The organism is Janibacter alkaliphilus, assembly GCF_013408565.1.
GTDB classification, from domain to species: Bacteria; Actinomycetota; Actinomycetes; order Actinomycetales; family Dermatophilaceae; genus Janibacter; species Janibacter alkaliphilus.
In genome coordinates this window covers 697,878-719,114 of the sequence record NZ_JACBZX010000001.1, presented here as the reverse complement: position 1 = coordinate 719,114, position 21,237 = coordinate 697,878, and the positions used below count along the sequence as shown (strand labels likewise).

Below are 21,237 nucleotides of genomic sequence, written 5' to 3'. Positions count from 1 at the left end.
GCCGTCGACGCCACGCCGTCGTCCCCGCCACCATGGCGCCGCGGACGCGGGCAGGTCCAATACCTGTTGCGGCACGACTGATGACACAACCGCATCACCGGGGCCCGGATCATTACCGTCGGCGCACCGTAAGGTCGACGCACCGGACGACGAAGGGGTTGGCGTGGAGCGCATCACCGTGGAGCAGCTGTGGCAGATGCTGACCCTGCGCCCCGACGGCGAGGAGGGCGGCGAGCTGCTGCTCACCGCGCCCGACCAGGGCCAGCCGACCGACCGGGTCTTCGGCGGTCTGCTGCTCGCCCAGGCGGTCGCCGCTGCGGGCCACGACCTGCCGGCCGGGGTGGTGCCGCTGGCGCTGAACGCTGACTTCCTCTCCGGGGTGCCGGTCACCGGCAGCAACACCTGGCGGGTGCGCGCCCTCGGCGGCGGTCGGCGGATGGCCACCCGGCGGGTCAGCCTGCTCGACGAGCACGGGGACGTGGGCTTCACCGCGACGGTCCGGCTCGGCGAGGTGCGGGCGGACCTGCCGTCCTACCGCACGGTGACCCCGCGGCAGGTCCCCGGACCGGACGGGCTGGTGCCGCTGGCCGAGCGCTACGGCGGGGACGAGCGGCTGCCGGCCTGGTGGCGGATCCGGCGCCCGGTCGACCTTCGTCACGTCGAGCCGCCCACCTTCCTCACCCCGGTCCCCGAGCGGGCGAGCGAGCAGAGCCTGTGGTGGCGCCTCGACGACGGGGAGGTGGTCGGGGACCCGGTGCGCACCGCGGCGGTCATGGCCTACGCCTCGGACATGAGCCTCATCGAGCCGGCCTTCCGGATGACCGGCAGCGCCCGGCACGCCGGTGGGAGCCGGATCCTCAGCCTCACCCACACGATGGCCTTCCACGAGCTGGTCGACCTCACCGGCTGGGTGCAGATGGACTGCGCGGTGCCCAGCCTGGCCCACGGCCGTGCCCTCGGCGTCGGCGAGATGCACGTCGCGGGGCGGCACGTGGCCTCGATGAGCCAGCTCGCCCTGGTCAAGCTCTCCTCCTGACCCGAGCCCACCCCTCCCTCCCGTCCTGTTCTGCGGGGTAGGGCGAAATTGCCCGGGCAGTTGCGCAGGATCGGTGATTTGCCCGGGCAGTTGCGGGGGTGGGTGCACAGAAGCCCGGGCAGTTGCGCCGGGTGGGGTGATTTGCCCGGGCAGTTGCGGGGGTGGGTGCGCAGAAGCCCGGGCAGTTGCGCCGGGTGGGGTGATTTGCCCGGGCAGTTGCGGGGGACGGGCGAAATTTGCCCGGGCAGTTGCGCAGGATCGGTGATTTGCCCGGGCAGTTGCGCACCGAAGTGTGATTTGCCCGGGCAGTTGCGGATTGATGCGTGGGGGGTAGCAATCTCATATCGAGAAGGTGCTTGATGCTCATCAATGCGCTGCCCCAAGATCGACGTCATGACGACGCCGCCCGCCGCCGAGAGCCCCGGGCTGCCGCTCGCCGGGGTCCGGGTGATCGCGCTGGAGCAGGCGGTGGCCGCGCCGCTGGCCACCCGGCACCTGGCCGACCTCGGCGCCGAGGTCATCAAGATCGAGCGGGTGGGCGAAGGGGACTTCGCCCGCGCCTACGACTCCGCGGTGGCCGGCCAGGCCTCCCACTTCGTCTGGCTCAACCGCGGCAAGGAGTCGCTGGCCGTCGACCTCAAGGCCGACGAGGGCCGGGACCTGCTGCACCGCCTCGTCGCCGACGCCGACGTGCTCGTGCAGAACCTCGCCCCCGGAGCCGCCGAGCGCCTCGGGCTCGATCCCGACGAGCTGCACCGGCGCCACCCCCGGCTGGTCGTCGTCGGGCTCAGCGGCTACGGCACCAGCGGCCCGCACCGCGACCGCAAGGCCTACGACATGCTCGTCCAGGCCGAGGCCGGGCTGGTCGCGATCACCGGCACCCCGCAGCACATGGCCAAGACCGGGATCCCCACCTCGGACATCGCCGCCGGCATGTACGCCTTCTCCTCCGTGCTGGCCGCGCTCTACCGCCGCGAGCGCACCGGCGAGGGCGCGGTCGTCGACGTGGCGATGTTCGACGCCACGGTCGAGTGGATGGGCCACCCCCTCTACGTCCAGCTCTACGAGCACCGGCAGATCCCGCGGATGGGCCTGAGCCATGCAGCGATCGCCCCCTACGACGCCTACCCGACCACCGACGGCGAGGTGCTCATCGGCATCCAGAACGACCGCGGCTGGTCGCTGCTGTGCCACCGCGTCTTCGCCGACGCCGAGCTCGCCGGCGACCCCCGCTTCGAGAGCAACGTCGCCCGGGTCGCGCACCGCGCCGAGCTGGACGTCGAGGTCGCCCGCCGCACCCGTCGGATGACCACCACCGAGCTTGAGGACGCGCTCGCCGCGGCCGGGGTGGCCGCGGCTCAGGTGAACGACCTGGCCGGTGTCGTCGAGCACCCGCAGCTGCGCGAGCGCGACCGCTGGCGCGACGTTGCCACCGAGGTCGGCCCGGTGCCCGCGCTGCTGCCGCCGATGACCTTCCGCGACGTCGAGCTGCCGATGGGCGACGTCCCGGCGCTCGGTCAGCACACCACCGACCTGCTCACCCGGCTCGGCCTCGACGAGGGCGAGATCGACCGGCTGCGGGAGCGCCGCACCGTCCAGTGACCCTCGCCGGCCACGCCAGCACCCGAACCGTCCCGACCCGTCTCGACGAAGAGAGGTACCGCCCATGGAGGCATCGGAGTTCGCATCCGTCCTGGATGCCGTGCGCACGTTCGTGGAGAAGGAGGTCGTCCCCGCCGAGGACGAGATCGAGGAGACCGACGCGATCCCGCAGCGGATCCGCGACGCGGCCGCCCGGATGGGCCTCTTCGGCTACGCCCTCCCCGAGGAGCACGGCGGTCTCGGCCTGACCATGACCGAGGAGGTGCAGCTGGCGATGACCGTCGGACGCACCACCCCCGCCTTCCGGTCCATGTTCGGCACGAACAACGGCATCGCCGGCCAGGTGCTCGTCAACCTCGGCACCCCCGAGCAGCAGGAGCGCTACCTGCCCGGCCTGGCCGCCGGCGAGCTCGTCGCCTCCTTCGCGCTCACCGAGCCGGACGCCGGCTCCGACCCCTCCGGGATGCGCGCCCGCGCCGTCAAGGACGGCGACGGATACCGGATCTCCGGGCAGAAGCGCTACATCACCAACGCTCCCGAGGCCGACCTCTTCATGGTCTTCGCCCGCACCGGGGAGTCCACCGAGGGCACCAAGGGGATCTCCGTCTTCGCCGTCGAGGCCGACCTCGACGGGGTCACGGTGGGCCCCTCTGACGCCAAGATGGGGCAGAAGGGGGCGCACACCGCCGAGGTCTTCCTCGACGAGGTCCGGGTCGGTCCCGAGGCGCTCATCGGCGGCGTCGAGGGGGAGGGCTTCGCCACCGCGATGCGCTCGCTGGCCAAGGGCCGGCTGCACATCGGCGCGCTGTGCGTCGGCCTGGCCGAGCGGCTCGTCAAGGACTCCCTGGCGCACGCCACCAGCCAGACCCAGGGCGGCACCCCGATCGCCGACTTCCAGCTGGTGCAGGCGATGCTCGCCGACAGCCGCACCGAGGCCTACGCCGGCCGGGCGATGGTGCTCGAGGCGGCCCGCCGCTACGACGACGGCAGCGACACCCGGATGGGCCCGTCCGCGGCCAAGCTCTTCTGCACCGAGATGGTCGACCGGGTGGCCGACCGGGCGGTGCAGATCCACGGCGGGCTCGGCTACATGCAGGAGGTCAAGGTCTCCCGCTTCTACCGGGACGCCCGCCTCTTCCGGCTCTACGAGGGCACCAGCGAGATCCAGCGGACGATCATCGCCACGCAGATGATCCGGGGTGCCCGGGCGTGACCGAGCAGCCGCTGGCGGGGGTGCGCGTGCTGGAGCTCTCCAGCTACGTGGCCACCCCGCTGTGCGGCCTGACCCTGGCCCAGCTCGGCGCGGACGTCGTCCGGGTCGAGCCTCCGGGCGGCGCCCCGGACCGTACCCGGCTGCCGCTGGCTCCCGGCGGCACCAGCTACTACTGGACCGGGCTGAACAAGGGCAAGCGGGCCGTCGAGATCGATCTCGGCAGCGACGACGGCCGCCAGGCGGTGGCCGACCTCGCCGGCGGCGCGGACGTCGTCGTCGCCAACGCGCCCTACCGCTCCTTCGACCAGGCCGCCGCCGAGCTCGGCGAGCACCCGCTCTTCGCCGAGCTCGACCAGCCGGGCATCGGCCGCCACCGTGCCCCCGGCAGCCCGCTGGTCGTCGACGGCGAGCGCACCGACCCCCGCCCGGCGCCCCGGGTCGGCCAGCACACCGACGAGGTGGTCACCGCCGCCCTCGGCGCGGACACCACCGCCCGGCTGCACCAGACGAGCGCCATCGGCGCCCCGGACACCCCCACCAGGAGGAGCGCATGACCCCGCCCACCACCCCCGAGACCACGACCCCCGAGACCAGCCCCGCCCCGACCGGAGCCGGCCTGCTGCAGGGCCGGGTCGCCGTCATCACCGGAGGCGCCCAGGGCCTCGGCCTGGCGATGGCCCGCTCCTTCGCCGCGGCCGGTGCCGACGTCGTCATCGGCGACCTTGACGGCGACCGCGCCCAGGAGGCGGCCGCCTCGCTCGGCCCGGACATGCTCGGCATGGCCTGCGACGTCGTCGACGACGCCCAGGTCCAGGCCCTGCTCGCCGCCGCGCAGGAGCGCACCGGCCACCTCGACGTCATGGTCAACAACGCCGGCATCACCCGGGACGCGACGATGCGCACGATGAGCGAGGACGACTTCGACCAGGTCATCTCGGTCCACCTCAAGGGCTGCTGGAACGGCACCCGCCGGGCCGCCGCGGTGATGCGCGAGCAGCGCTCCGGCGCCATCGTCAACATCTCCTCCCTCTCCGGCAAGGTCGGCATGGTCGGCCAGACCAACTACTCCGCGGCGAAGGCGGGGATCGTCGGGATGACCAAGGCCGCCGCCAAGGAGATGGCCCACCACGGGGTGCGGGTCAACGCCATCCAGCCCGGCCTGATCCGCTCGGCGATGACCGAGGCGATGCCGCAGAAGGCCTGGGACCAGAAGATGGCCGAGATCCCGATGCAGCGCGCCGGCGAGCCGGACGAGGTCGCCGGGGTCGCCCTCTTCCTCGCCAGCGACCTGTCCTCCTACATGACCGGGACCGTCCTCGAGGTCACCGGCGGGCGGTTCATGTGAGCCGCCCGAGCACGTCCGCACCCACCCCCGACCCGAGGAGAAGCACCGATGCGTGACCTCACCGACGTCTACGTCTGCTCGCCCTACCGCACCGCGGTCGGCGGCTTCGGCGGCTCGCTGCGCCCGCTGCTGGCCCACCAGATCGGCACCCAGCTGCTGACCGGGATGATCGAGCGCACCGGGCTCGACCCGGACGTCGTCGAGGACGTCATCCTCGGCCACTGCTACGCCAGCGGGGAGGCCCCGGCGATCGGCCGGGTCGTCGCCCTCGACGCCGGGCTGCCGATCACCACCACCGGCATGCAGCTGGACCGCCGCTGCGGCTCCGGCCTGCAGGCGATCCTCCAGGGCGTCATGCAGGTCGTCACCGGGGCCAACCGGTGCGTCGTCGCCGGCGGCGCCGAGTCGATGAGCAACGCCGCCTTCTACTCCCTCGACATGCGCTGGGGCGCCCCCCGCGGGGTGACCGTGCACGACATGATGGGCCGCGGTCGGGAGACCGCCGGCGGCGTCCACCACCCGGTGCCCGGCGGCATGATCGAGACCGCGGAGAACCTGCGCCGCGACTACGGCATCTCCCGTCAGGAGCAGGACGAGCTGGCGGTGCAGTCGCACCAGCGCGCCGCCGCCGCCCAGGAAGCCGGCCTGCTGGCCGACGAGATCGTCCCGGTGAGCGTGCCGCAGCGCAAGGGCGACCCCCTGGTGCTGGAGCGCGACGAGCACATCCGCCCCGACGTCTCGCTGGACTCGCTCGCCGGGCTGCGCCCGATCATGGCCAAGGCCGACCCGGAGGCCACGGTCACCGCCGGCAACGCCTCCGGGCAGAACGACGCCGCCGCGATGGCCGTCGTCGCCGACCGCGAGACCGCGCAGGCGCAGGGGCTGCGCCCGATGCTGCGGCTGGTCTCCTGGGCGGTCGCCGGGGTGGCCCCCAAGACCATGGGCATCGGCCCGGTCCCGGCCACCGCCAAGGCGCTCACCGCCGCCGGGCTGAGCCTGGCGGACATGGACGTCATCGAGCTCAACGAGGCCTTCGCCGCGCAGGCGCTGGCCGTCATGCGCGAGTGGGGCTTCACCGAGGCCGACCACGAGCGCACCAACGTGCACGGCTCGGGCATCTCGCTCGGGCACCCCGTCGGCGCGACCGGCGGCAGGATGGTCGGTGCGCTCGCCCGTGAGCTGCACCGGCGGGACGGCCGGTACGGGCTGGCCACGATGTGCATCGGCGGAGGCCAGGGCCTCGCCGCGATCTTCGAGAAGGTGGAGTCATGAGCAACGAACCCAGCACCCCCCGTCAGATCGGCTCGCTCGAGGAGCTGACCGCGCTCGTCGGCCAGGAGGTCGGCGTCTCACCGTGGGTGGAGGTGACCCAGGAGCAGGTGGACACCTTCGCCGACGCCACCGGCGATCACCAGTGGATCCACGTCGACCCGGAGCGGGCCGCGGCCTCGCCCTTCGGCGGGACGATCGCGCACGGCTTCCTCACGCTCTCGCTGATCCCCTCCTTCGCCGTGCAGATCTTCACCATGGACTTCGGCGGCGCCCGGCTGAACTACGGGCTGGGCCAGGTGCGCTTCCCGATGCCGGTGCGGGTCGGCTCGCGGGTGCGCGGCCGGGCCACGATCGAGGACGTCAAGGAGACCCCGAAGGGGGTCCAGGTCACCACCGCCTACGTCGTCGAGATCGAGGGCCAGGAGCGGCCGGCCTGCGTGGCCACCCAGATCACCCTCGTCACCGGCTGACACCCGCTGACACCAGCCGACACCGGCGTCGCCGGAACCGACCCTGAGGAAGGGGCCAGATGAGCACCGAGCAGCTCAGCGCCGAGGAGCGCGAGCTCGTCAAGGTCGTCCGGGACTTCGTCGACCGCCAGGTCAAGCCTGACGTCCAGGAGCTCGAGCACGCCAACACCTACCCGGAGGCCTTCATCGAGACGATGAAGGAGATCGGGATCTATGGGCTCGCGATCGACGAGCCGTGGGGCCCCGGCCGGGTCAGCACCGAGTGCTACGTGCTGGTCACCGAGGAGCTGGCCCGCGGCTGGATGAGCCTGGCCGGGGCGATGGGCGGGCACACCGTGGTCGCCAAGCTGCTGCAGGACTTCGGCACCCCGGAGCAGCAGGAGCGCTACCTGCCGCGGATGGCCACCGGCGAGGTGCGCGCCACGATGGCGCTCACCGAGCCCGGCGGCGGCTCCGACCTGCAGGCGATGCGCACCGTCGCCCGGCGCGACGGCGAGGAGCTGGTGATCAGCGGCGGCAAGACGTGGATCTCCAACGCCCGCCGCTCCTCGCTCATCGCGCTGCTGTGCAAGACCGACCCGCAGGCGCAGCCGGCGCACCGGGGCATCTCGATCGTGCTCGTCGACAAGGAGCAGGTCGGTGCCGGACTCACCGTCTCCCGGGACCTGCCCAAGCTCGGCTACAAGGGCGTGGAGTCCTGCGAGCTCGTCTTCGAGGACCTGCGGGTACCGGTCGCGCAGGTGCTCGGCGGCGACGAGGGCGCCGGCTTCGCGCAGATGATGCGCGGGCTCGAGGTGGGCCGGCTGCAGGTGGCCGCCCGGGCCCTCGGGGTCGGCCGCGCCGCCCTGGAGGACGCGCTGCGCTACGCCCAGGAGCGTGAGTCCTTCGGCCAGCCGATCTGGAAGCACCAGAGCATCGGCAACTACCTGGCGAACATGGCCACCAAGCTCTCCGCGGCGCGCCAGCTCACCCTGCACGCGGCCCGCACCTACGACCGCGGCGAGCGCTCGGACATGGAGGCCGGCATGGCCAAGCTCTTCGCCTCGGAGGCCGGCATGGAGATCGCCCTCGACGCGGTGCGCATCCACGGCGGCTACGGGTACTCGACCGAGTTCGACGTGGAGCGCTACTTCCGGGACGCGCCGCTGATGATCGTCGGCGAGGGCACCAACGAGATCCAGCGCAACGTCATCGCCGCCCAGCTCGTCAAGCGGGGGAGCGTCGCCCCGTGACCCTCGGGCTGACCGCGGCGAGCACCCTGCTCTTCGTGCCCGGCTCGCGCCCGGAGCGCTTCGCGAAGGCGGCCGCCGCCGGCGCCGACCTCGTCGTCTGCGACCTGGAGGACGCGGTCGCCCCCGGCGCCAAGCACGCCGCCCGGGAGGCCGTCGTCGACTGGCTGGGCCAGGGCGGGCGGGCCGCGGTGCGGGTGAACGCGCCCGGCACCGCCGAGCACGCCGACGACCTGGCCGCTCTCTCCGGGCTCAGCGGCCTGGCCGGGGTGCTCGTGCCGATGGCCGAGCGCCCGCGGGACCTCGCCGAGGTGGCTGCCGCCCTCCCCGGGGTGGCCCTGCTCGCGCTGGTGGAGACCGCCCGCGGGGTGCGAGCGGCCGGCGAGCTGGCCGCCGTGCCCGCCGTGGCCCGGCTGGGGGTCGGGCACCTCGACCTGGCCGCCGACCTCGGTGCCGACCCGGACGACCCGCTGCTGCAGCACGCCCGCCACGAGATCGTGCTGTCGGCCCGCGCGGCCGGCAGCGCGGCGCCGGTGGACGGGGTCACCCCGGACGTGCGCGACCTCGCCCGGGTCACCGCCGAGGCGGCCGCCGCCCGCGCCGGCGGCTTCGGCGGCAAGCTGTGCATCCACCCCGACCAGGTCGCCCCGGTCGCCGCCGCCTTCACCCCGACGGACGAGGAGCTGGCCTGGGCCGACCGTGTCCTGGCGGTCGCCGACGAGGGGGTGGCCGTCGTCGACGGGCAGATGATCGACGCGCCGGTGGTCGCCCGGGCCCGGGCGGTCCGGGAGCGGGCCGGATGACCGCGCCGCAGCCCCCCGGCGGCGACCCCCGGGACGACGTCCACGAGCTGACCGAGGTCCTGGCCCCCGGACCGGTGAACGCACTGGCCGGCCTGCTCGACCTCGACACCGGCGGGCTTCCGCCCGGCCGGCTGCCCCCGCTGTGGCACTGCACCCACCTGCTGGACCGGCCCGTCCAGGCCGCCATCGGGCCGGACGGGCACCCGCTGCACGGTGGCGTCGTCACCCCGCCCGGACCGGGTCGCCGACGGATGTTCGCCGGTGGCCGGGTGCGCACCCACACCCTGCTGCGCACCGGGGAGCCAGCCACCCGGCGCTCTCGGGTGCTGCGCACCGCCGAGAAGGACGGCCGCAGCGGCCGGCTCACCTTCGTCACCGTCGAGCACACCTACCTCCAGAACCACGAGGTGGCCCTCGTCGAGGAGGCGGACATCGTCTACCGCGACGGCGCGACGGGCGCCGACGGTGCCGCGCCGCCCCCGCCCGCGCCGCCCCCGCCCGCGCCGCCCCCGCCCGAGGCGCCCGCGCAGCCCGGCACGACGCAGGGGCCGACCCTCGCGCTGGAGGTCGACGAGACCCTGCTCTTCCGGTTCAGCGCGCTGACCTACAACGCCCACCGGATCCACTACGACACCGGCTGGGCCGCCCACGAGGGCTATCCCGGGCTCGTCGTGCACGGCCCGCTGCAGGTGCTGCTGCTCGGGGAGCTGCTGCGCCGCAGCGGTCCGGGCCTGGTCGGGCACGAGCTGGACTACCGGCTGCGCCGGCCCGCCGTCGGCACCCAGCGGCTCGTCGCCGAGCCCGGCGAGGACGGCCTGGCCCACGGCGCCCAGGTCCGGGACGCCGCCGGCCGGGTGACCGCCAGCGGCCGGATCGCCCCGCTCGCCACGTCCCCGGCACCGACGACGCCCGCCGGGAGCGCGGGATGAGCGGGCACCCGCGCCGGCCAGGAGGTATAGGCCCGGCCTATCGGCCGGATCGCGGCCGGGTCTTTGACCCCCCGGGAGCCGCTCGCCTTGGATGGCAGCATCGCTCCACCGCCGGACCCGGCACCGAGGCCGGACCACGAGAGAGACGAGGACGTCGACGATGACGGACACCGTGCACGCCCAGGCCGACGGCCGGGACGAGGTGCTGCTCGAGACGGTCGACGGGGTGGCCACGATCACCCTGAACCGCCCGACCCGCAAGAACGCCATGACCGTCGCCTCGTGGTCGCTGCTGGGGGAGCGGGTGGCCCAGGTGCGCGCCGACCCGGACGTGCGGGCGGTGGTGCTCACCGGCGCCGGCGGCGAGTTCTGCGCCGGGGCCGACCTCGGCGGAGCGGCCGACGGCAGGCACCCGCTGGACCGGATGGGCCGCTTCACCGACATCGCCCTCGACCTCTACGAGATGCCCAAGCCGGTCGTGGCGAAGGTGGACGGCGTCGCCGTCGGCGCCGGCTGCAACCTGGCCATCGGTGCCGACCTCGTCGTGGCCACCCCCCGGTCCCGCTTCTCCGAGATCTTCGTCCGCCGTGGGCTCTCCCTCGACTTCGGCGGCAGCTGGTTGCTGCCGCGGGTGGTCGGCATGCAGCAGGCCAAGCGGCTGGCCCTGCTCGGCGAGATCATCGACGCCGCCGAGGCCGAGCGGATCGGCATGGTCACCTGGGTCAGCCCGGAGGACGAGATCGACGCCGTCGTCACCGATCTCGCCCGGCGGCTGGCCGACGGGCCGCCGGTGGCCATGGGCCTGAACAAGCAGATGCTGCACGAGGCCGGCACCCAGACCCTCGCCGAGGCGCTGGCCAACGAGGCCCGCTCCCAGGTCATCAACTTCGGCACCGACGCCCCGGCGGCCAAGCAGGCCTTCCTCGACAAGACCGACCCGGTCTTCGAGGGCCGCTGGCAGCTCTGAGCAGGACCCCGTCGCACCACCCAGGCATCCGACCCGCACCACCAGGAGAGAGACATGAGCGCGCTGCGCACCCGATTCACCGAGACCTTCGGCATCGAGCACCCGATCGTCCAGGGCGGCATGCAGTGGGTCGGCCGCGCCGAGCTCGTCGCCGCCGTCGCCGAGGCCGGTGCGCTGGGCTGCCTGACCGCCCTGACCCAGCCCACCCCGGAGGCGCTCACCGCCGAGATCGCCCGCACCAAGGAGATGACCGACCGCCCGTTCGGGGTCAACCTCACCATCTTGCCGACGATCACCCCGGTGCCCTACGACGAGTACCGGCAGGCCATCGTCGAGTCCGGCATCCGGATCGTCGAGACCGCCGGCAACCTGCCCACCGAGCACGTCGAGGCGCTGCGCCCGCGGGGCGTGAAGATCATCCACAAGTGCACCAGCGTGCGGCACGCCCTCAAGGCCCAGTCGTTGGGCGTCGACGCGGTGAGCATCGACGGCTTCGAGTGCGCCGGCCACCCCGGCGAGGACGACGTCCCGGGACTGGTGCTCATCCCGCGCGCCGCCGAGGAGCTGAGCATCCCGATCATCGCCTCCGGCGGCTTCGGCGACGGCCGCGGCCTGGTCGCCGCGCTCGCCCTCGGCGCCGACGGCATCAACATGGGCAGCCGCTTCATGGCCACCGTCGAGGCGCCGATCCACGACACCGTCAAGCAGGCCATCGTCGAGGGCACCGAGCTGGACACCGAGCTGATCTTCCGGCAGCTGCGCAACACCTCCCGGGTGGCCAGCAACGCGGTCAGCCGCGAGGTCGTCGAGGAGCTGCGCCAGGGCGCCGGCTTCCAGGACGTGCGCCACCTCGTCGCCGGTGCCCGCGGCAGGACCGTCTACGAGGAAGGCGACCTGGACGCCGGCATCTGGAGCGTCGGCCAGGTGCAGGGCCTCATCCACGACGTGCCCACGGTCCGCGAGCTCGTCGACCGGGTCGTCGCCGAGGCCAGCGACATCATCTCCGCACGGCTGGCCGGTCTCGTCGCCGACCCGGTCACCGCCGGCTGAGCGGGGTCGTCGTGCGCCGCACCGTTTACGGCGAGGACCACGAGTCCTTCCGCCGCGCCGTCCGGGCCTTCGTCGCCCGCGAGATCGCCCCGCACTACCGCGACTGGGAGCGGGCCGGGGCCCCGGGCAAGGAGATCTACCGCAAGGCCGCCGAGCACGGCTTCATCGGCATGCAGATCCCGGAGCGGTTCGGCGGCGCCGGCGAGGACAGCTACCTCTTCAACGCCGCCTTCATCGAGGAGACGGTGGCCGCCGACGTCAACCTCGGCTCGATGCGGGTGCACTCCGAAGTCTGCCTGCCCTACCTGCTGCACCTGGCCAGCGACGATCAGCAGGCGCGCTGGCTGCCCGAGGTCGCCGCCGGCCGGATGGTGCTGGCCATCGCCATGACCGAGCCGGGCACCGGCTCCGACCTCGCCGGCATCTCCACCACGGCCCGTCGCGAGGGCGACCACACTACGTGCTCGACGGCGGCAAGACCTTCATCACCGGCGGGCGCAACGCCGACCGGGTGCTCGTGGTCTGCCGCACCGGGACCGCGGACGCCGACGACCGCCGCGGCGGGCTGTCCATCCTCGTCGTCGACAACACCTCGCCCGGCTTCACCGTCGGTCGCACCCTGGAGAAGATCGGGCTGCACGCCCAGGACACCGTCGAGCTGTCCTTCTCCGGGGTCCGGGTGCCGGTCGAGGACCGGCTCGGCGAAGAGGGCGCCGCCTTCGGCTATCTCGCGCACAACCTGCCGCAGGAGCGGCTGACCATCGCCGTGGCCGCGGTCGCCGCGGCCGCCCGCGCCGTCGAGCTGGCCACCGGCTACGCCAACGAGCGCCGCATCTTCGGCGCCCCGCTGGCCACCTTCCAGAACTCCAAGTTCGTGCTCGCCGAGTGCGCCACCGAGGTCGCCGCCGCCCAGGCCATGCTCGACCAGGCGCTGGCCGCCCACGACCGCGGCGAGCTGGACGCCGTGGACGCCGCCAAGCTCAAGCTCTTCACCACCGAGGTCCAGGCCCGGGTCGTCGACAGATGCCTGCAGCTGCACGGCGGCTACGGCTACATCACCGAGTACCCGATCGCCCGGCTCTACGCCGACGCCCGGATCAGCCGCATCTACGGCGGCACCAGCGAGGTCATGAAGACGATCGTCGCCAAGTCCCTCGACCTCGCCCGCTGACGCTCCCGCCGACCAAGGAGACCCGCATGACCAGCACCGCGCCGCGCACCCAGGAGGTGCTGACCGAGGAGCGCTCCGGCGTCCTGGTCATCACCATCAACCGCCCCCAGGCCAAGAACGCGGTCACCCTCGCCGTCTCCGAGGGGGTGGCCGCGGCCCTCGACGAGCTGGACGCCCGCGACGACCTCACCGTCGCGATCATCACCGGCGCCGGCGGCACATTCTGCGCCGGGATGGACCTCAAGGTCTTCCTCGAGGGCGAGCGTCCCTCGATCCCCGGCCGCGGCTTCGCCGGGATCACCGAGCGCCCGCCGCGCAAGCCGGTCATCGCCGCCGTCGAGGGCTACGCCCTGGCCGGGGGCTGCGAGGTGGCCATCGCCTGCGACGTCGTCGTCGCCGCCCACGGCTCGCGCTTCGGCATCCCGGAGGTCAAGCGCGGCCTGGTCGCCGCGGCCGGCGGGCTGCAGCGGCTGCCGCAGCGGATCCCGCGCAACGTCGCCATGGAGCTGGCCCTGACCGGCGACATGGTCCCCGCGCAGCGGCTGCACGACCTCGGCCTGGTCAACCACCTCACCGAGGACGGCGGCGCGCTCGCCGGTGCCCTCGAGCTGGCCGGGCGGATCGCCGCCAACGGCCCGCTGGCGGTCGCTGCCAGCAAGCAAATCATGGTGGAGAGCGCCGGCTGGAGCGACGAGGAGCGCGGGCAGCGGCAGATCGAGATCGCCGAGCCGGTGCTGGCGTCGCAGGACGCGAAGGAGGGTGCCCGCGCCTTCGCCGAGAAGCGGCCGGCGCAGTGGCAGGGCCGATGAGCACGGGCGAGCGCGCCGACGGAGCGGGCGCGCCCGAGGGCGAGACCCAGGCCGCGAGCCAGGGCACCGCGTCCGGTCCGCTGGCCGGGGTGCGGGTGCTCGAGCTGAGCAGCATCGGCCCGGGCCCCTTCGCCGCGATGCTGCTGGCCGACCTCGGCGCCGACGTGGTCCGGGTGCACCGGGTCGGCGAGAGCGCCCCGCCCAACCCGGTGCTCGACCGCGGCCGGCGCTCGGTGGCCGTCGACCTCAAGGACCCGCGCGGCATCGACCTCGTGCACCGGCTGCTCGAGGGCACCGACGTGCTCCTCGAGGGCTACCGGCCCGGCGTGCTGGAGCGCCTCGGCCTCGACCCCGACGAGCTGCTCGCCAACCACCCGGCGCTGGTCGTCGGCCGGATGACCGGCTACGGCCAGGACGGGCCGCTGGCCGACCGCGCCGGGCACGACATCAACTACATCGCCCTCTCCGGGGCGCTCGGCGCCTCGGGCCGGCAGGGGCAGCCGCCGACCCCGCCGATCAACCTCGTCGGGGACTTCGGCGGTGGCGGGATGCTGCTCGCCCTCGGGGTCGTCTCGGCGGTGCTCAGCGCCCGCAGCACCGGCCGCGGCCAGGTCGTCGACACCGCGATGGTCGAGGGCTCGGCCGCGCTCATGGCGATGATCTACGGCTTCCACGCCCAGGGTGCCTGGAGCCTGGAGCGGGGCACCAACCTGCTGGACACCGGCGCCCCCTTCTACGACACCTACCGCTGCGCCGACGGGCGCTACGTCGCGGTCGGCGCGATCGAGCCGCAGTTCTTCGCCCAGCTCCTCGACGGGCTCGGCCTCACCGGGCAGATCGACGCCGCCCGGCAGCGCGACCCGCAGACCTGGCCCGCCCAGCGCGAGCTCATCGGCGCCGCCCTCGCCGCCCGTCCCCGGGACCACTGGGAGGCGGTCTTCGCCGGCACCGACGCCTGCGTCAGCCCGGTGCTCGACCTCGTCGAGGCGCCGCAGCACCCGCACAACCAGGCCCGGGGGGCCTTCGTCGACGTCGCCCAGGTGACCCAGCCGGCGCCGGTGCCCCGCTTCTCGAGCACCCCGACGGTCGCTCCGGCACCCGCGCCCGCGGTCGGTCGGGACACCGACGAGGTGCTCGCCGCCCACGGCGTCTCGGAGGACGAGCGCGCCGCGGTGCGGGCGGCCGGGGTGATCGCATGAACCGCCGGGGGAACGCATGACAGGAGAGACCCGATGACCGGCTACTGGCCCGAGGGCGTGCCCCACCGCCTCGACTACCCGCAGGCCACCGTCGCCGACCTCGCCGAGGGCATGGCCGCCGCCTACGGCGACGCCGTCGCGGTGCAGGACGGACCGGAGGCGGGTGATGTCCCGCTTCTGGCGCAACGAGGCGGCCACCGCGGAGGCGTTCCGGGGCGGCTGGTTCCACTCCGGGGACCTGGTGCGCCAGGACGAGGAGGGCTTCCTCTACGTCGTCGACCGGCTCAAGGACATGATCATCTCCGGCGGTGAGAACATCTACTGCGCCGAGCTGGAGAACGTCGTCGCGGACCACCCGAAGGTGGCTCAGGTCGCCGTCGTCGGGCGCGCCGACGAGCGCTGGGGCGAGGTGCCGGTGGCGGTCGTCGTGCCGGTGGACCCGGCCGACCCGCCGACGCTGGCGGAGGTCCGCGACTTCTGCGACGGCCGGCTGGCCCGCTACAAGCTGCCGAAGGACCTCGTCGTGCGCGAGGACTACCCGCGCTCGGGCACCGGCAAGATCCTCAAGACCGTGCTGCGCGACCAGCTCTGACCCCGCCCCCGGCCCGCACGCCCTTCGACCCCGCCAGGCGCCTGCACCCCACGCGAGCTACCACGCAGTAGGTGTCGTGATCACGACACGTACTGCGTGGTAGCCCGCGGTCGTGCCGGTGGGTGTCCCGGGACGAGCGAAGGGGGGAGGGTCAGAGGGCCTCGAGGATGGTGGCGTTGGCCTGGCCGCCGCCCTCGCACATCGTCTGCAGCCCGTAGCGGTGCCCCTCGCGACGCATCCGGTGGATGAGCGTGGTCATCAGCCGCGCGCCGGAACCGCCGAGCGGGTGGCCCAGGGCGATGGCGCCGCCCTCGGGGTTGAGCCGGGCTGGGTCGGCGCCGAGCTCGGTGAGCCAGGCCAGCGGCACCGGGGCGAAGGCCTCGTTCACCTCGAAGGTACCGATGTCGTCGATGGACAGCCCGGAGCGCTCCAGCGCCTTCTGGGTGGCTGGGATCGGGCCGGTGAGCATGACCACCGGCTCGGAGCCGACGACGGTCGCGGTGTGCACCCGGGCCAGCGGGGTCAGCCCCAGGGCCTCGGCCTTCTCCCGGGTCATCACGAGCAGCGCGGCCGCGCCGTCGGACATCTGCGAGGAGTTGCCGGCGGTGACCACGCCGTCCTCGCGGAAGACGGTCTTGAGGGTGGACATCGTCTCCAGGGTGCCGCCGCGCCGGATGCCCTCGTCCTGGGTGACCACGGTCCCGTCCGGGGTGGTGATCGGCACGATCTGCTCGTCGAAGGCCCCGGAGTCCTGGGCGGCGGCGGCCTTCGCGTGGCTGTCCAGGGAGAGCTCGTCGAGCTGGGTCCGGGAGAGCTGCCACTGCTCGGCGATCATCTCGGCGCCGACGCCCTGGTTCGGGCGCACCCCGAGACGCTCCATCGCCGTCGGGCCGTACGGGTCGGCGTCGCCGCGGGAGGAGCCCATCGGCACCCGGGTCATCGACTCGACCCCGCCGGCGACCACGGCGTCGTAGTGCCCGGCGACGACGCCGGCGACGGCGAAGTGCAGCGACTGCTGGGACGAGCCGCACTGCCGGTCCACGGTGACCCCGGGGACGCTGAGCGGCCAGCCCGCGGCCAGCACCGTGGTCCGGGCGATGTCCCCGGTCTGCTCACCGGTCTGGCTCACGCACCCCCAGATGACGTCCTCGATCTCCGCCGGGTCGACCCCGACCCGCTCGACGAGCCCGGTGAGCACCTGGGCACCGAGGTCGACCGGGTGCAGGTCGGCGAAGACCCCACCACGCTTCCCGACGGGGCTGCGGACGGCGCTGACGATGACGGCTTCCCTCACGGGGGACCTTCCTTCACGGGTGGTGTCTTCTCGGGACGTGTCTTCTCAGGGACCGCCGACCGGGCCGGCCGGCGGACGGAGCGGCTGGAGCAGGTGGAGCGGGAGCGGCGCCCTCAGGCGAGGACGTCGACGTCGGCGTGGTCGGCGACCCTGGTGCCCAGGTCCGACAGCCGCGCCCGTGGGGTGCCCCAGGTGCGCGAGATGGCGGTCAGCCGCGCGGTGAGGTGCCCGACCGGGTACTCCGCGGTCACGCCGATCCCGCCGTGCATCTGGACGGCCTCCTGGCCGACCAGCCGCGCAGACTTGTCGACCACGGCCCGGCTGCGCTCGATCGCGTCGACGTCGATCGGGTCCTCGTCGGCGACCATCGCCGCGTAGAGGGTGGCGCTGCGGGCCAGCTCCAGCTGGGCGTACATGTCCGCGGCCCGGTGGGTGAGCGCCTGGAAGGAGGCCAGCGGCCGGCCGAACTGCTCACGGGTGCGCAGGTACTCGGTGGTCATCCGCAGCGCCTCCTCCATGGCCCCGAGCGCCTCGGCGTTGAGCACCGCGCCGCCCAGCGCCAGCGCCTGGCGCAGCGCCTCCTCGGCGGCGTCGCCGACGGCCAGCTCGCGGGCGACGGCGCCGTCGAGGACGACCTCCTCGCTGCTGATGTCGGCCGCGTCGAGGAGGAAGAGGCCGGCGCCGGTGTCGGTGGCCGCGGAGACCACGAGATGGGTGGCGGCCGGGGCGTAGCGCACCGGCGCCTTGGTCCCGGTCAGCGCCCAGCCGTCCCCGGAGCGGGTCGCGGTGACCTCGACCGGGGTGGGGGAGAAGGCGCGCATCGGCTCGGCCAGCGCCGGCACGAGCAGCACCTCGCCCTCGCTGAGGCCGCCGAGGATCTCGGTGCGCAGCGCGTCGTCACCGGTGCGGGCCACGACGCTGCCGGCCACGACGACCTCGGCCAGCGGCACCTGCAGCCGGGAGCGGCCGATCTCGGTGGCGGCGGCGGCCAGGTCGGTGAAGCCCGCGCCCACGCCGCCGTCCTGCTCGGACCAGGGGAGGGCGGGCACGCCGACCTCGACCAGCGCCTGCCAGAGGGTCGCGTCGTGGGCGGCCGGCGCGGCCGGGGCGCCCTGCTCGGCGGCCGGGGAGCCGCGGCGGGCGAGCACGCCCTTCACGGCGTCGGCCAGGGCACGCTGCTCGTCGGTGGGGGTGAAGTCCATGGTTCAGCCCTTCAGTCCGAGGATGGTCGAGGCGACGATGCCGCGCTGCACCTCGCTGGAGCCGCCGTAGATCGTCGCCTTGCGGTAGTTGAGGAAGGTCGGCACGGTGCTGGCCGCCCAGTCCGGGACCGACTCCAGGTCGTCCCAGACCAGCGCCATCGGGCCGGCCACGTCGATGGCCAGCTCCTGGACCTCCTGCTGCAGCTCGGAGCCGCGCAGCTTGAGGATCGAGGAGGCCGGGTCGGGCCGGCCGTCGGTGGAGCCGCCGGAGACCCGGATCGCGGTGAGCTCGAGGGCCATGAGATCGGCCTCCAGCTCGGCGAAGCGGGCGGCCGTCGCCGGGTCGTCGAGCAGGGTGCCCTCGCCGTCGCGGACCTGGCCGGCGTGCTCCTTGAGGTCGGCCAGCCAGCGGCGGATGGTGCCGGTGGCGGCGACCCCGACCCGCTCGTTGCCGAGGAGGAACTTGGCGTAGTCCCAGCCCTTGTTCTCCTCGCCGACGAGCTGGTCGGCAGGGACGCGCACGTCGTCGAAGAAGACCTCGTTGACCTCGACGCCGCCGTCCAGGGTGCGGATCGGTCGGGTGGTCACGCCCTCGCTGCGCATGTCCAGCAGGAGGAAGGAGATGCCCATCTGCTTCTTCGGGGCGTCCGGGTCGGTGCGGGCCAGGACGAACATCCAGTCGGCGTGCTGGCCGAGGGTGGTCCACGTCTTCTGCCCGTTGAGCACGTACTCGTCGCCGTCGCGGACGGCGGTGGTCCGCAGCGAGGCCAGGTCGGAGCCGGCGTTGGGCTCGGAGAAGCCCTGGCACCACCAGATCTCGGCGGTCGCGGTCCTCGGCAGGAAGCGCTGCTTGAGCTCCTCGGAGCCGAAGGCGGCGATCACCGGGCCGACCATGGAGGCGTTGAAGGGCAGCGGGGGCTGGACCCCGGCGGCCTGCATCTCGCTGCTCCAGATGTGCTTCTGCAGGGTGGTCCAGTCCTGGCCGCCCCACTCCACGGGCCAGCCGGGCACGGCCATCCCGGCCTCGGCGAGCGCGGCCTGCGAGCGGCGCACGTCGTCGGGATCCAGGTGGGCGGACGAGGCGGCCTTGTCCCGCAGGTCGGCCGGGTACTCGGTGCGGAAGTAGTCGCGCATGCGCTGCCGGAAGGCAGCGTCCTCCTCGGACAGGCGTCGTTGCATGACCTGAACCTATCTCCAAATCCGGCTCAGGGCCAGGGGTGTCCGGGACCTGTCGCCGACCGGTCCGCCGGCCCGGGGCGGGTCGGTCGCGACGAGGTGGGCGCCGGGCGTGCCCAGGCGGACGCCCCCGCCGCCGGGTGGCGACGGGGGCGTCCGGTCAGGCTGCGGGTGAGCTCAGGCGGCGTCCTGCTCGCCGACCGGTCGCGGCCCCTTCGGGTGCGGCTTGCCGGACTTGCCGGCGCTGCGCTTGCCGTTGATCTCGCTGGTGTCCAGCGCCAGCGACATCGTCGCCCAGCCGATGGCGTCGCTCATCGTGCCCAGCGCCTCGACGTCGATGTTGCTGATGTCGTCCTGCGGGGTGTGGTAGTTCGGGTCGTAGGTCACCCCGGCCTCGCCGCCGAAGAGCGCGGCCTGCTCCTCGGTCTTCACGCCGTCGGCGCCGGTGAAGAGGCCGGAGGCCGGGACGCCGTTGGCGATGAAGGCGGAGTAGTCGGACCGGCCGGAGAACTCGGTGTCCACCCACGGCTGGTCGATGCCGTCGAAGTAGTCGGTGAAGACCTCCTCGGTGGCCGCCGAGCCCTCGGGCACCTCGACCGGGGCCTCGTAGGTCGACTCGTCGGCGTCGTAGACCCCGATGATGTGGTTGGGCGAGCCGATCATGTCGAAGTTGAGGTACGTGGCGATGTCTGCCAGCGCCTCCGGCTCGTTGGCGACGAGGTCCTCGACGTAGTGGTCGGAGCCGACCAGGCCGAGCTCCTCGGCGCCCCACCAGGCGAAGCGCACCTTGTTGTTGAGCTTCTTCGCCTTGCCCAGCTGGACGGCGGTCTCGAGGATGCCGGCCGAGCCCGAGGCGTTGTCGTTGATCCCCGGGCCGTCGTGCACGCCGTCGAGGTGGGCGCCGACCATGACGACGTTGTCGTCGCGACCGGCCTCGGTCTCGGCGATGACGTTGAAGGTCTCGCGCACCTCCTGGGTCTTGTCGAGCAGGAAGCTGACCTCGACCGGCCCGTCGGCCGCCTTCGCCGCCAGCTCCTGGCCGAGCGCCTGCGAGACGCCGGTGGTCGGCACCACGTCGTCGAGCACCTCGCCGAGGGTGCCGTTGAGCGCCCCGTCGACGTTGTTGTAGATGATCGCGGCCTCGGCGCCGGCCTCGTTGGCCACCTGGGACTTCTGGGCGAAGCTGCACACGCCGCGGCTGACCAGGGCGATCTGCCCGGTGAGGTCGGCGCCCGCGTAGTCCCCGATCTCGCAGCCGGTGACGGTCTGCGGGCCGGCCAGGGTGCCGGTCACCGGCGTCGTGCCGGTGCCGGGGGAGTAGGACATCGGCGCGTGCTCGAGGTCCCGGGCGTCCGGGCTGACCTCGCTCAGCGACTCGGCGCTGATCTCCTCGTAGAAGAAGTCGAAGTACTGCCGCTCGGTCTCGTAGCCGGCCTCCTGGAGCGTCTGCTCGACGTAGCGCGCGGAGGCCTCGTAGCCGGGGGTGCCAGCGCCCCGGTCCCCGTGCTCGTCGGCGATGTCCTGGAAGGTCTCGAGGTGATCCATCACGTTCTCGGTGGTGATCGCCCGGGTCATCTTCTTCGGGTTGTTGATGTTGCCGGCCGCGGCGGGGGAGGCGGCGGCGGTGGTGAGCGCCAGTGCGGCGGTGGCGACGGCCGCGGTCGTGGCGGCTCGGCGTGGGGTGCGCATGGTGGTTCCTTCAGGGGTCGGGCCCGGGGGTGTCCCAGGTCACGTGCGGACGACCATAGGAGCCCGGCACCCCACGGTGGGGCTTGCGGGGTGACCGTTCGTCGCACAGAGTTGAGCGGAATAGACTCAACTGTGACAAGGTTGTCTCTGGTGAGAGATTGGACCCACGCACCTCAGGAGACGAATGCC

At 73.5% G+C, this 21,237-nt stretch carries 20 protein-coding genes and 1 pseudogene; 17 read left to right on the top strand and 4 right to left on the bottom strand.

What is annotated here, in order from left to right:
- Positions 1 to 163 precede the first annotated feature (163 nt).
- The 17 genes and pseudogenes from BJY28_RS03475 to BJY28_RS03400 all read left to right on the top strand — a co-directional run bounded on the left by BJY28_RS03475 (position 164) and on the right by BJY28_RS03400 (position 15,687).
- Positions 164 to 1,036 (top strand): acyl-CoA thioesterase domain-containing protein, encoded by an 873-nt coding sequence (locus BJY28_RS03475; RefSeq protein WP_179461773.1) that lies wholly within the window; start codon positions 164 to 166, stop codon positions 1,034 to 1,036.
- Between the two features lie 393 nt (positions 1,037 to 1,429).
- On the top strand, positions 1,430 to 2,638 hold the full coding sequence (locus BJY28_RS03470) for a CaiB/BaiF CoA transferase family protein (RefSeq protein WP_179461772.1): 1,209 nt from the start codon (positions 1,430 to 1,432) through the stop codon (positions 2,636 to 2,638).
- A gap of 64 nt (positions 2,639 to 2,702) precedes the next feature.
- Positions 2,703 to 3,851 (top strand): acyl-CoA dehydrogenase family protein, encoded by a 1,149-nt coding sequence (locus BJY28_RS03465; RefSeq protein WP_179461771.1) that lies wholly within the window; start codon positions 2,703 to 2,705, stop codon positions 3,849 to 3,851.
- Positions 3,848 to 4,405, top strand: coding sequence for a CoA transferase (locus BJY28_RS03460; RefSeq protein ID WP_218875145.1), 558 nt, complete (start codon positions 3,848 to 3,850; stop codon positions 4,403 to 4,405). The genes BJY28_RS03465 and BJY28_RS03460 overlap by 4 nt, the downstream gene beginning before the upstream one ends.
- Positions 4,402 to 5,196 (top strand): 3-oxoacyl-ACP reductase FabG, encoded by a 795-nt coding sequence (gene fabG, locus BJY28_RS03455; RefSeq protein WP_179461770.1) that lies wholly within the window; start codon positions 4,402 to 4,404, stop codon positions 5,194 to 5,196. The genes BJY28_RS03460 and fabG overlap by 4 nt, the downstream gene beginning before the upstream one ends.
- 48 nt (positions 5,197 to 5,244) lie before the next feature.
- Complete coding sequence (locus BJY28_RS03450) at positions 5,245 to 6,468, top strand: acetyl-CoA C-acetyltransferase (RefSeq protein ID WP_179461769.1); 1,224 nt, start codon at positions 5,245 to 5,247, stop codon at positions 6,466 to 6,468.
- Complete coding sequence (locus tag BJY28_RS03445) at positions 6,465 to 6,938, top strand: MaoC family dehydratase (RefSeq protein ID WP_179461768.1); 474 nt, start codon at positions 6,465 to 6,467, stop codon at positions 6,936 to 6,938. The genes BJY28_RS03450 and BJY28_RS03445 overlap by 4 nt, the downstream gene beginning before the upstream one ends.
- A 59-nt stretch (positions 6,939 to 6,997) precedes the next feature.
- On the top strand, positions 6,998 to 8,170 hold the full coding sequence (locus BJY28_RS03440) for an acyl-CoA dehydrogenase family protein (protein ID WP_179461767.1): 1,173 nt from the start codon (positions 6,998 to 7,000) through the stop codon (positions 8,168 to 8,170).
- Positions 8,167 to 8,970: an aldolase/citrate lyase family protein gene (locus BJY28_RS03435; protein WP_179461766.1), complete on the top strand. Its 804-nt coding sequence runs from the start codon at positions 8,167 to 8,169 to the stop codon at positions 8,968 to 8,970. Before BJY28_RS03440 ends, BJY28_RS03435 begins: the two co-directional genes overlap by 4 nt.
- Entirely contained in the window at positions 8,967 to 9,899 is a 933-nt protein-coding gene (locus BJY28_RS03430; RefSeq protein ID WP_179461765.1) for an FAS1-like dehydratase domain-containing protein, read from the top strand. The genes BJY28_RS03435 and BJY28_RS03430 overlap by 4 nt, the downstream gene beginning before the upstream one ends.
- Positions 9,900 to 10,059: 160 nt before the next feature.
- Entirely contained in the window at positions 10,060 to 10,866 is an 807-nt protein-coding gene (locus tag BJY28_RS03425) for an enoyl-CoA hydratase/isomerase family protein (RefSeq protein WP_179461764.1), read from the top strand.
- A 54-nt stretch (positions 10,867 to 10,920) separates the two neighbouring features.
- The gene (locus tag BJY28_RS03420; RefSeq protein ID WP_179461763.1) at positions 10,921 to 11,916 is read left to right on the top strand and encodes an NAD(P)H-dependent flavin oxidoreductase; all 996 of its coding nucleotides are present in this window, start codon (positions 10,921 to 10,923) and stop codon (positions 11,914 to 11,916) included.
- An 11-nt stretch (positions 11,917 to 11,927) separates the two neighbouring features.
- Positions 11,928 to 12,221 (top strand): annotated as a pseudogene (locus BJY28_RS16020) (acyl-CoA dehydrogenase family protein); the annotation flags it as partial.
- 155 nt (positions 12,222 to 12,376) lie between these two features.
- On the top strand, positions 12,377 to 13,087 hold the full coding sequence (locus tag BJY28_RS03415) for an acyl-CoA dehydrogenase family protein (RefSeq protein WP_343036937.1): 711 nt from the start codon (positions 12,377 to 12,379) through the stop codon (positions 13,085 to 13,087).
- Positions 13,088 to 13,113: 26 nt separating this feature from the next.
- A complete protein-coding gene (locus tag BJY28_RS03410; protein WP_179461762.1) occupies positions 13,114 to 13,896 on the top strand; it encodes a crotonase/enoyl-CoA hydratase family protein in 783 nt (260 codons plus the stop codon).
- Entirely contained in the window at positions 13,893 to 15,095 is a 1,203-nt protein-coding gene (locus BJY28_RS03405; RefSeq protein ID WP_179461761.1) for a CaiB/BaiF CoA transferase family protein, read from the top strand. Before BJY28_RS03410 ends, BJY28_RS03405 begins: the two co-directional genes overlap by 4 nt.
- A gap of 166 nt (positions 15,096 to 15,261) precedes the next feature.
- Positions 15,262 to 15,687 (top strand): AMP-binding enzyme, encoded by a 426-nt coding sequence (locus BJY28_RS03400; protein ID WP_179461760.1) that lies wholly within the window; start codon positions 15,262 to 15,264, stop codon positions 15,685 to 15,687.
- 151 nt (positions 15,688 to 15,838) lie between these two features.
- Here the strand turns inward: BJY28_RS03400 and BJY28_RS03395 are convergent, their stop codons facing one another.
- The 4 genes from BJY28_RS03395 to BJY28_RS03380 form a co-directional block, all read right to left on the bottom strand.
- Positions 15,839 to 16,981, bottom strand: a complete 1,143-nt coding sequence (locus BJY28_RS03395) for an acetyl-CoA C-acyltransferase (RefSeq protein WP_179461759.1) — start codon at positions 16,979 to 16,981, stop codon at positions 15,839 to 15,841.
- 113 nt (positions 16,982 to 17,094) lie between these two features.
- Positions 17,095 to 18,183: an acyl-CoA dehydrogenase family protein gene (locus BJY28_RS03390; protein ID WP_179461758.1), complete on the bottom strand. Its 1,089-nt coding sequence runs from the start codon at positions 18,181 to 18,183 to the stop codon at positions 17,095 to 17,097.
- A 3-nt stretch (positions 18,184 to 18,186) separates the two neighbouring features.
- A complete protein-coding gene (locus BJY28_RS03385) occupies positions 18,187 to 19,362 on the bottom strand; it encodes an acyl-CoA dehydrogenase family protein (protein WP_179461757.1) in 1,176 nt (391 codons plus the stop codon).
- Between the two features lie 174 nt (positions 19,363 to 19,536).
- The gene (locus tag BJY28_RS03380; protein WP_179461756.1) at positions 19,537 to 21,048 is read right to left on the bottom strand and encodes a M20/M25/M40 family metallo-hydrolase; all 1,512 of its coding nucleotides are present in this window, start codon (positions 21,046 to 21,048) and stop codon (positions 19,537 to 19,539) included.
- Between the last annotated feature and the right edge of the window lie 189 nt (positions 21,049 to 21,237).

Bases quoted from the DNA above. Each gene is read 5' to 3' on its own strand.
- BJY28_RS03470 (WP_179461772.1), top strand. From the start codon at position 1,430: ATGACGACGCCGCCCGCCGCCGAGAGCCCCGGGCTGCCGCTCGCCGGG.
- BJY28_RS03465 (WP_179461771.1), top strand. From the start codon at position 2,703: ATGGAGGCATCGGAGTTCGCATCCGTCCTGGATGCCGTGCGCACGTTC.
- fabG (WP_179461770.1), top strand. From the start codon at position 4,402: ATGACCCCGCCCACCACCCCCGAGACCACGACCCCCGAGACCAGCCCC.
- BJY28_RS03450 (WP_179461769.1), top strand. From the start codon at position 5,245: ATGCGTGACCTCACCGACGTCTACGTCTGCTCGCCCTACCGCACCGCG.
- BJY28_RS03445 (WP_179461768.1), top strand. From the start codon at position 6,465: ATGAGCAACGAACCCAGCACCCCCCGTCAGATCGGCTCGCTCGAGGAG.
- BJY28_RS03440 (WP_179461767.1), top strand. From the start codon at position 6,998: ATGAGCACCGAGCAGCTCAGCGCCGAGGAGCGCGAGCTCGTCAAGGTC.
- BJY28_RS03430 (WP_179461765.1), top strand. From the start codon at position 8,967: ATGACCGCGCCGCAGCCCCCCGGCGGCGACCCCCGGGACGACGTCCAC.
- BJY28_RS03425 (WP_179461764.1), top strand. From the start codon at position 10,060: ATGACGGACACCGTGCACGCCCAGGCCGACGGCCGGGACGAGGTGCTG.
- BJY28_RS03420 (WP_179461763.1), top strand. From the start codon at position 10,921: ATGAGCGCGCTGCGCACCCGATTCACCGAGACCTTCGGCATCGAGCAC.
- BJY28_RS03410 (WP_179461762.1), top strand. From the start codon at position 13,114: ATGACCAGCACCGCGCCGCGCACCCAGGAGGTGCTGACCGAGGAGCGC.
- BJY28_RS03405 (WP_179461761.1), top strand. From the start codon at position 13,893: ATGAGCACGGGCGAGCGCGCCGACGGAGCGGGCGCGCCCGAGGGCGAG.
- BJY28_RS03400 (WP_179461760.1), top strand. From the start codon at position 15,262: ATGTCCCGCTTCTGGCGCAACGAGGCGGCCACCGCGGAGGCGTTCCGG.
- BJY28_RS03390 (WP_179461758.1), bottom strand. From the start codon at position 18,183: ATGGACTTCACCCCCACCGACGAGCAGCGTGCCCTGGCCGACGCCGTG.
- BJY28_RS03385 (WP_179461757.1), bottom strand. From the start codon at position 19,362: ATGCAACGACGCCTGTCCGAGGAGGACGCTGCCTTCCGGCAGCGCATG.
- BJY28_RS03380 (WP_179461756.1), bottom strand. From the start codon at position 21,048: ATGCGCACCCCACGCCGAGCCGCCACGACCGCGGCCGTCGCCACCGCC.